The 9,295-nt window shown below is 68.0% G+C and carries 11 protein-coding genes and 1 pseudogene; all 12 read left to right on the forward strand.

The window, feature by feature from the left end; all coding sequences use genetic code 11:
• Positions 1 to 361 precede the first annotated feature (361 nt).
• Positions 362 to 1,077, forward strand: a pseudogene (gene lexA / locus IPL40_14275) (transcriptional repressor LexA).
• A 12-nt stretch (positions 1,078 to 1,089) separates the two neighbouring features.
• Positions 1,090 to 1,617 (forward strand): hypothetical protein, encoded by a 528-nt coding sequence (locus IPL40_14280; protein MBK8482307.1) that lies wholly within the window; start codon positions 1,090 to 1,092, stop codon positions 1,615 to 1,617.
• A gap of 264 nt (positions 1,618 to 1,881) precedes the next feature.
• Positions 1,882 to 2,553: a hypothetical protein gene (locus IPL40_14285; GenBank protein ID MBK8482308.1), complete on the forward strand. Its 672-nt coding sequence runs from the start codon at positions 1,882 to 1,884 to the stop codon at positions 2,551 to 2,553.
• Positions 2,550 to 4,040 (forward strand): sigma 54-interacting transcriptional regulator, encoded by a 1,491-nt coding sequence (locus IPL40_14290; GenBank protein ID MBK8482309.1) that lies wholly within the window; start codon positions 2,550 to 2,552, stop codon positions 4,038 to 4,040. The genes IPL40_14285 and IPL40_14290 overlap by 4 nt, the downstream gene beginning before the upstream one ends.
• Positions 4,041 to 4,569: 529 nt before the next feature.
• Entirely contained in the window at positions 4,570 to 5,025 is a 456-nt protein-coding gene (locus IPL40_14295; protein ID MBK8482310.1) for a hypothetical protein, read from the forward strand.
• Complete coding sequence (locus IPL40_14300) at positions 5,022 to 5,357, forward strand: hypothetical protein (GenBank protein MBK8482311.1); 336 nt, start codon at positions 5,022 to 5,024, stop codon at positions 5,355 to 5,357. The genes IPL40_14295 and IPL40_14300 overlap by 4 nt, the downstream gene beginning before the upstream one ends.
• Positions 5,358 to 5,526: 169 nt before the next feature.
• Complete coding sequence (locus IPL40_14305; protein MBK8482312.1) at positions 5,527 to 6,156, forward strand: sigma-70 family RNA polymerase sigma factor; 630 nt, start codon at positions 5,527 to 5,529, stop codon at positions 6,154 to 6,156.
• Positions 6,157 to 6,192: 36 nt separating this feature from the next.
• The gene (locus IPL40_14310; protein ID MBK8482313.1) at positions 6,193 to 6,507 is read left to right on the forward strand and encodes a hypothetical protein; all 315 of its coding nucleotides are present in this window, start codon (positions 6,193 to 6,195) and stop codon (positions 6,505 to 6,507) included.
• On the forward strand, positions 6,504 to 7,535 hold the full coding sequence (locus IPL40_14315) for a PD-(D/E)XK nuclease family protein (GenBank protein ID MBK8482314.1): 1,032 nt from the start codon (positions 6,504 to 6,506) through the stop codon (positions 7,533 to 7,535). The genes IPL40_14310 and IPL40_14315 overlap by 4 nt, the downstream gene beginning before the upstream one ends.
• A gap of 28 nt (positions 7,536 to 7,563) precedes the next feature.
• The gene (locus IPL40_14320; protein ID MBK8482315.1) at positions 7,564 to 8,370 is read left to right on the forward strand and encodes an ATP-binding protein; all 807 of its coding nucleotides are present in this window, start codon (positions 7,564 to 7,566) and stop codon (positions 8,368 to 8,370) included.
• 27 nt (positions 8,371 to 8,397) lie between these two features.
• Entirely contained in the window at positions 8,398 to 8,898 is a 501-nt protein-coding gene (locus tag IPL40_14325; protein MBK8482316.1) for a DUF669 domain-containing protein, read from the forward strand.
• Positions 8,858 to 9,295 (forward strand): ERCC4 domain-containing protein (locus tag IPL40_14330; protein MBK8482317.1); only part of this gene is annotated, 438 nt, incomplete at its 3' end. The genes IPL40_14325 and IPL40_14330, both read left to right, overlap by 41 nt.

Consider the following 9,295-nt stretch of genomic DNA (forward strand, 5'->3'; position numbering starts at 1 on the left):
TCGCGGCGCGACGAGTCGCCCGAGCGCGACATCACTCTGGAGCGGGTCGAAGGCGCCGGCGATGGCCCGCCACCGGTGCAGATCAGCGTCCACAAAGCCTCGGCCAGGATGTCGGTGACCTCCTCCCGAGCGGCGCGGGCAGCAGCAATCCCTACCTGCGGCGCCTGCCCCTGATCCCGTTTCGTCGTTCGTGTGCCCTCTCTTCATCACCGTGCTCCGCTGGTCGCGTCGCTGGTTACCTACCGGCGAGAAGCTCGAGGTGTCGGCACTTAGACCTCACGGAGGCCCTATTTGACCTGATATACGTCAGGGATATATACTGACGCCATTCGTCACCCGCCTCAGGGGAGATGGCCCCTCGATGGCGTCCGGGAGGTTCAGCAGAGTGTCGAGACAACCCAAGGGCCGGCAGCACGAGAAGCGGCGCGGTCGCCCAGCTTCAACGGAAATCACGGAGCCGCAGCGGCGCACGCTGCGGGCGATTCAAGCCTTCATCAGCAAGCGCGGGTTCCCGCCCACGTCGAAGGAGCTCGGCGACATCCTGGGCATCTCGTCGGCCAGCGCGTACGAGCAGGTGAGCCAGCTCGTGCGCAAGGGCTACGTGCGACGCGAGGCGAGGAAGGCGCGGTCACTGGAGGTGGTCGAGGACCCCGAGCGAGAGGTCGCGGGCCTCGATCCCGTGCCCATCATCGGCAGGGTCGCGGCCGGGCAGCCCTGGCCGAAGAGAACATCGTCGGCGAGCTGCTCGTCGAACATGACGTGGTGCGCGGTGGACGACACTTTGCCCTGGAGGTCCAGGGCGACAGCATGATGCGCGCGGGCATCGGCGACGGCGACCTCGTGGTCGTGCGGCAACAGCCCGTCGCCGAGAACGGGGACGTCGTGGTCGCGCTCCTCGGCGACGAGGCCACTGTGAAGCGGCTGCGGATATCAAAGGAGCGGATCGAGCTGCGCCCCGAAAACCCGCGCTACCGGCCGATCCTCATCGGCCCTGACGACGACCTACACATCCAAGGCAAGGTCGTCGCCGTTCGGAGACCGCCGCCAGGGGACAGGCCGACTCGGAGGCCGGTGTAAAGGGGGGACGCGATGAGCACTCGGTACGAGCCCAAAGACCACATCCAGCATCTGGAGGTCGCGCCTCGTGCCGAGAGCATCCTGGACCAGCGGGAGATCACGATCCAGTCGTACCAGACCACGATCCCGTTCGACTACGAGGCGCTGAACGCCGGGCTGAGGAGCGCGTGGCTCACGCCGCAGATCCGGTTTGGCCTCTTCGCGCGCAACGACGTGGGCGGCAGAGACGCCCTGCACGTTGTCCTCGGTCTTCAGGACGAGCTGTCCGTCCGCGCCTACGACTACGACGAGCGGCGACCGCTCTGGTTCACCTGGCAGGATGTCATCGTCGACACGGTCGGTGTCCGGTACTTCCTCTACGAGGACGGGCTCCTTCGTTTCACCACGACCGGCGGTGGCCGGCGCATCACCGACGAGCGACTGGACGACTTCAACTCCGCGTTCCTCAAGATCCCCAAGGAGGCGGTGAGCAAGCGGTGTTCGACCTCGAGAAGCTCCGCGAGCTGTGCTTCACCCGCTTCGTCGAGCGGCTCTACATGATCAAGTTCTCGGTCCTCGGCCGAGGAGTACCGGAGCATCGACCACACGAGCTTCAAGAGCCGACTGTACATCGATCCCAACGCGGGGCGCCTCAAGGAGATCCGCTCTGACGCCCAGGTCAAGGTCGAGTCCTTCGACTCGGACCTCCCGGTTCGGTCCGAGGAGCTCGCCGGGGCCATCCAGGTTCGGTTCTTCATCGGGGGGACGAGCGGCGCGCTGCGTCTGCGGTTCCCGAAGCTGACCTACAAGAACCAGATCAAGACGGTGGAGGAGCAGGCACGCGTCTTCTATCACGTCGTGGACGTCACGGTCAGCTCGATCCTGGATGCCGACTACTACACGCAGCAGCGCCGATCGCTCGACGAGCTGGACACCGATCTCGGGCTCTTCCCTGACCTCGTCGACCTAACGAAGTTTCGCGAGGTGCTGATCAACGCGGAGGCGCGCAAGGAGCTGCTCGACGGCATCGACGTGGCGTCAAACTGGGCCAACTGGCTCCCGCACCTGCGGGCGCTGGATGAGCTGCTTGTCTCGGATGTCGGCCGAGCACGTCACCGCGCCCTCGGCGAGCGGGCGAGAAGTGATCCGAGCCAGGTGTCTCGGCTCCTGACCGCGTGCCAGGCCGACGCGAAGATCCACCGCGTGGGCGCGCTTGCCGCAGCCGCGCTCGCCCGCGAGCTCCAGGCGGTCCCCGCGGAGAGGCGGGCCCAGGTCGAGGAGGCGATCCTATCGTGGGCCATCGACAAGGAGCAGGAGAGCTGGGACGTCGACCCCGACAGCGGCGAGCTGGCGTGCTCACGCCTGGTGGCAGCTCGACGACCTGACGATCGACGTGATCCCCGCGGTGGCCTGAAGCTCACGCGCGCTGCATCGCGCGCCTCGTCGCGAGCAACGGTGACACCGGCACTCTTCTGCGCCGCTTCGACTGGTGCATGACCGCGGCCAGGGCCCTCCCGCCGAACCACTCCAAGAGCCCCGCGGCGCTGCGGCTCGTCGCCTCGAGCCGGGTCCCTACCACGGTCGCCCAGGCATCCAAGGTGCTGAAGCAACCAGTCACCGACCTCAGCGAACTCGATGATGCGGTGCTGAACGAGTTTGGTCTCCCGCTGTGGCCTTCGCTCACCGCGGCGCGCGAGGGTGACAAGGTGGTGATCACGAACCACGGAGTCGGCGCGGCCCTCGCCGTCACGGCGCGCCTCGCGGGCCAGCTCCAGGGTGTCGACGGAGCAGCGGCTCCCGTGGACATCATCTCCGGCGCGGCGGTCGCGCTGCCCGTATCAGGTGGGGCGACGGCGCTCGACGTCACGTTCGAGAAGCACGGCGGCAAGCGCCGCGTGACAGTGCCGATCTCCGGCGAGGCCCGCACTACCGACAGCCCCGACAACGTCCGCGTCCTGCACACGGCCATCAACAAGAAGAGGATCACAGCGCAGCGCGCCTACCGACAGAAGATCGACCAAGACGGCATCGTCGTGGGATCAAGCCCCGCCCTGCTCGAAGTGTTCGAGAACATCCACCACGCGAACCTAATGGACGGCGCCGCTGCTGTCCTGCTCCTCGGCGAGCGCGGCACCGGCAAGACCCACATCGCGAAGTTGCTCCATGTGTCGAGCGGCCGCGCGAGCAAGGCCTTCGTGGAGCGCAACGCGGGCGGGGCCGGCGGCGACCTGAACATCCAGCGCGGCGAGTGGATCGGCTACGGCAAGAATCACGGCGTCCAGGGGATCGATCGCAACGGCAAGGCCGGTCACATGATGGCGGCCAACGGGGGCACGCTCTTCGTCGATGAGCTCGCCGAGCTGTCGAGCGACCTGCAGGTGATCTTCCTGTCGGTGCTCGAGGGGCGCCCGGTCGAAAAGGTCGGTGGCGAGAGCGTCACCCCCAACGTCCGGTGCATTTTCGCGACGAACGCCGACCTGGACAAGGCGGTCGCAGACCGCACGCTGCGCGCCGACCTGCTCGACCGGATCACGGTGAGGATCACCATCCCGCCGCTGCGCGACCGTCGCGGCGACATCCTGCTGCTCGCGAGGCACTTCGCCGGGGAGCATCGCGTGACCGACCGCTGCCTGGTCGGCCTACTGCGCCACGACTGGCCGGGCAACGTCCGAGACCTGCAGAAGGAGATGGAGCGCGCGGTGGCCAAGAAGACCGCCGAGGGCGCCGCCGCCGTCGATCTCTCGCACACGGGACTCCCGGCCGCCCTCGTCTCTGCGGTCGAGGCTCTCGACGAGGACTCCTGCAAGCGTGAGCTGTGGACGCTGGCTGACGAGATCGCGCAGGCCGAAGGCTTCGAGCGGCGCGACGGGCTGCAGAAGCGCGCCGGCGAGATCATGGGCGTCGGCGAGGCCCAGGCGTCGAAGATGTACAAGGCGTTCGGGCTCGCCGGCGCCGGGGACACCGCCGCCGTGAGCATGGCATGAACCTCCCTGCGAGCCATCGAGAGCCCAACAGCGTGCCATCACCGCTCCGGCAGCGGGCCGTGACCGGTCCACTCGGCCGCCGCACCGGCCCAACGGGCACGTTGATCGCTCCACCTGCCTGACCGACTTTCCTGGACCCGCTCCAGACTTTCCTCACGAGCTGCCAGGCTTTCCCCGCCGGTTCGGGACGCGGCTAACATGCCGTAATTGCTTCGCTTCGATCCTCGGCACGGTCGTTGCGCAAGCAACCCTCCGACGAAGCCGGTGACCGGCGGGAAGAACCGCGAGGCACCCTGGGTCAAACGCCCGAGGACCTCCCCCGCAATCACAGCGCCGGCGAGGAGGTCCACGATGGCATCGACCGACGAAGCTCCCCTGTCCGCCCCTGGCCAAAGCGCCCCCCGAAGAATCGCATGAAGGGCTGTCCCAGCTCGGCGATCGAGACCGCGTTTCCTCATCAGAAGCGCCCGCGTCCCCGTCCGCGACAGTCGCGGCTTTGGAGATCCGCGGGCCAGAGGAGGAACGCGTGATGACGAACACCACTCACCCCATTGGATCTGCCAGGGCTGCGCTGCGCGACGCGGTGCTCGCCATCGGCGGCGTGATCGCGGTCAGGCAGCCGGGCGACGAGCTCGTGGAGGCGGTCGCCTGCGCCCTCGGCGCGGTCGTGCGCCGACACCTCTCTCCGGGCGCCGGTATGTCCGAGACCATGAGCGCCGTCTCCCGGCTCAGGCCGCACCCAGTCATCGCCGAGCTGCTCGCCCAGATCGAGAAGCCCCGCGCGAGCACGAAGCCCATCACGACACCGGTGTTCGGCGAGGACGACTGGCAGAGGGTGCCCGGGCTCCTGCGGCGCTGGGAGGTCGAGCAGGTCCTCGACGAGGACCATGACCTCCACGTCGAGGCCGCAGGCAATTGCGAGGACGGCACGAGCCTGTTCGCCGCCTACGCGCGCTCGCGCGAGCCGAGGAGGGACGACCGATGAGCCCGACGCGAACGAAGCGCGCGCTGTCGCCGGCGCGGCAGCAGCTCGTGGTGCTGATGCAGGAGGTCAACTTCGGCCGGATCGAGGGGCTCCCCGTGATCGAGGGTGAGCCCGTGCTTGAGCCGCCGCCGCGCGTCCTGCGCGACTTCCTCCTCGGCAAGACCAACGCGCCGCACGCGGCGCGCAGCAGGGACGACTTCGCCCTGAAGGAACAGGTGATCGAGCTCTTCGACCTCTTCGACCGGGAGCGGTCGGTCACGGTCGAGAGCCTCGTGGTGCAGAACGGATTGCCCGTCCGCATGACCGTCGCGGATGGGGCCCGGGTCACCTGACCCGGCTCAGGGACGGTCAGTAGCACCAGACAACGAACCGGCCGCAAAGCGGAGGTCGTTGTGGGTGTCGCCAGGACTGGCGCACTCGCAACGCCCCGCTCTCGCGTGGCTCCGCTCCGGCTCTGGCTGACACCCATCGGCGACTTCCCCCGCGGCCCGCGAGGGCCCGATGGGAAGAGACAACAGGTACGAGGGACTCGATGAATACGCGGTCAAGATCATCCGGCACAAGGCGCGCCAGCTCGTGGGGCGAGCGGGCCTCGTGGCGGCTGACCGCGACGACCTCGAGCAGGACATGGTGATGGATCTGCTGCGCCGCCTGCCGCGCTTCGATCCGTCGAAGGCCAAACGCGAGACCTTCATATCGCGGATCGTCGAGCACCGCGTCGCCACGATCATCGAGACGCAGAAGGCCGGGCTGCGGGACTACCGCTGCAACGCCGGCTCCCTGGATGAGCGGCGTGCCGACGAAGGTGGAGGAACCGGCGATATGCCTCCGGTCCTCGATCAGGACAGCTATCGCCGCGAGACGTTGGGGACAGCCCGCCAGGATGAGGATCTCCGAGACTTGCGCCGGGACATAGCGATGGTCGTCGAGGATCTGCCCTCCGACCTCCGGGAGCTTTGCCGGCGGCTCCTGACCTCGACGGTGAGCGAGGTGTCGCGGGAGACCGGTGTCCCGCGCGGGACCATCTACGAGTCGGTCCAGAAGCTGCGCAGCCGCTTCGAGAAGGGGGGGCTCGCCGCCTATCTCGACGGCGCCGACACATCTCGCCGAGCGCCTGTAGGTAACCGCTGAACGGCGATGAGCCCCTGGAGCCAACGGAGACGAAAGATGAGCCAGGACGTCTACCGATACAGCTTTGACGAGAAGACCTCGCTGACCGAGGTCCGTGACTCTCTGATGCTGGCCGTGCTCTCGGCCGAGGGCATCCACGGCCGGGCCAAGGTCCGGCTCGATGCGGCCTTCTACCTCGACGAGAAGAAGCGCGCGTGCGTGGTCGACGCGGCCACGCCCGTCGGCCAGACAGTCGCCCAGATCTTCACCGGGCTCCTCACGCGGGAGTTCGGCGAGGACGCCTTCACCGTGGAGCGGCTCACTGCGCCTCCCGAGGCCCGGTCCGGCGCCGTCGAGGGGAGCGAGCGATGAGCGAGCGCAGGACTTCCACGTACTCCATGTGGAGCCTCTTTCGGAACTGCCGCAAGGCAGCCCACTGGCGGTACGTGCTCGAGCTCGTGCCGCTGGAGAAGGACCGGAACCTCTCTTTCGGCTCGCTCATCCACACGTGCCTGGAGACGTGGCACCTCTCGCGCGACCTCGGCGCGGCTCTCGATCACGTCGACCGCGCCTGCGCCAACCGAGCCCAGGAAGAGGAGCAGCGCCGGGTTTGGCACATCGCGACCGCGATGATGCGCGGCTACGCGGCGCGCTACCCCATCGAGGAACTGGAGGTCGTCGCGCTCGAGAAGTCCTTCGAGGGCGAGATCATCAACCCCGCCACCGCCGCCTCGAGTCGCAGCTTCACGCTGGCCGGCAAGGTGGACGGCATCGTCCGTGTGCCCGGGGGCAGCGGAGCAGAGCACTTCCTGCTCGAGCACAAGACCGCGTCGGCCCTCGATGCCGGCTACCTCGAGCGGCTCTGGACCGACTTCCAGATCACGCTCTACGCCCACTACGTTGAGCAGGCCCTCGGCATCCACGTCGACGGCGTGCTCTACAACGTCCTGGTCAAGGCCCGCCTGCAGCAGGGCACCGGCGAGACGGAGGTCGAGTTCGAGGCGCGGCGCGAGGCGCTGCTCGCCAAGTCGAAGACCGGCAAGACCTCGGCCAAACGCAAGCTGCCCGAGACCGACGAGGAGTTCCAGGCGAGGCTCGCCGCCAAGTACGCCGACCCTGGGATGTTCCACCGCGAGCTGCTCTACGTCTCGCGCGAGCAGATCGACACCCTGCGCACCGAGCTGTGGGAGCTGACGCAGGTGTTCCTCGACGCCCGGCGCCGAGACGTCTGGTACCAGAACACCTCGTTCTGCTTCCAGTACGGCCGGCCCTGCCCGTACTTCGCGCTCTGCCGCTCGGGCGGGAGCCCCAACGTCATCGAGAACTTCTACGAGCGCCGCCCTCCGCACGAGGAGCTGCGTGAAGGCTCGCCGTCGCCCGAGGAGGGGCCGGCGTTCTGAACCCCAAACCAGAGGAGGACGAGAAACCATGCTACCGAGCCAGAAGACGCCACCCAAGACGACCCTCACGGACCTGACGGTCCTGGTCTACGGGCCGAGCAAGATCGGCAAGTCGACCTGGTGCTCGCAGGCCGAGGGAGCGCTGTTCCTCGCCACCGAGGCGGGGCTCAACAACCTGGAGGTGTTCCAGGCGCCGATCGGCACCTGGGACGAGCTGCTCGTCGCCTGCAAGGAGATCGCGGAAGGCCAGCACCCCTACCAGACGATCATCATCGACACCGTCGACAACGCCTACCGAATGTGCGCCGAGCACGTCTGCCAGAAGTTCAAGATCGAGCACGAGAGTGACCTCGGCTACGGCAAGGGCTACGCGCTCATCAACAACGAGTTCTACCGCGTCCTGAACAAGCTCTCGCTGCTGCCCCACGGCCTCTTCCTTGTGTCCCACTCGCAGGAGCGGGAGCTCGAGACGCGGACCGGGAAGCTCACGCGCGTCGTGCCGACCCTGCCGGACAAGGCCCGGAAGATCGTCCTCGGCATGGTGGACGTGATCCTCTTCTGCGACCTGGAGGTCACGACCGGCGCCGACGGCAAGGCGGTGTCGCGACGCGTGGTGCGGACCAAGCCGAGCATGCACTACGAGGCCGGCGATCGCACGGGACGGCTGCACGAGGTGATCGACCTCGACTTCCGCAAGTTCGTCGAGGCCTACGCGGCGGGTCCGTCGGGGAGAGCCGCGCCCGCAACGCCCCCTGCCCCCAACAACCAGACCCCCGCCACGCCGCCCCAGACGGCGCCGGCGACGGCAAAGCCCCGCGCGGCGGCCAGCCGGTAACCCAGGAGCCACAAGGAGAAGAACACCATGACCTACCCCCGTAACCCAGGCGAAGACGACGGCCCCGAGGTCGATCTCACCCAGCTCGACGACGCGTTCAAGGACGCCCCGGTCGAGGAGCGCGAGTTCGACCCGGTCCCGGACGGCAAGTACCAGGTCAACGTCGAGAAGGTGGAGATCACCACGGCGAGGTCCTCGGGCAACCCGATGCTGAAGTGGACGCTGCGCATCCTCGCGCCGCGCTTCCGCGGCCGGATGCTGTGGCGGAACAACGTCATGGCGACCCGCGAGAACCTCAAGTGGCTGAAGAACGACCTGCACACCTGCGGCCTCGACCTGCAGAAGCTCTCGGACCTGCCCGCCAACCTCGACCGGCTGCTCGACGTGAAGCTCGAGGTGACCAAGCGGACCAAGGGCGACAACGAGAACGTGTACCTCAACCGGCGCATCGTGCTCGACGGCGCCGCCGGCAGCACAGGAGACGGCCATGCCCAAGGCTTCGCCGGGGACGACGAAATCCCCTTCTAGCGCGGAGCGCGTCAAGGTCGTCGCCGATACGCGGGAGCAGGAGCCCTACGCGTTCGACCCCGACGTGATCGAGGTGGTCCGCCGGGCCCTGCCTGCCGGCGACTACTCGCTGCCGGGCTACGAGGCGTCGATAGCCGTCGAGCGCAAGACCCTCGCCGACTACGTGTCCTCGGTGATCCGCGGCCGTGACCGCTTCCTGCGCGAGTTGCGGGCGCTGGCCGAGTACGACCTCGGCTGCGTCGTGGTCGAGGGCTCGCTCGAGGACATCGCCGCGCACCGCTACCGGTCCGACGCGAGCCCGAGCGCAATTCTCGGGGCGACAGTCTCGATCATCGTCGACCACGACGTGCCGGTCTTCTTCTGCGGCGATCGCCAGCACGCGTGCCGCTTCGCCGAG

It is taken from the genome of Pseudomonadota bacterium (assembly GCA_016711215.1).
In the GTDB taxonomy this organism is placed as follows: domain Bacteria; phylum Myxococcota_A; class Polyangia.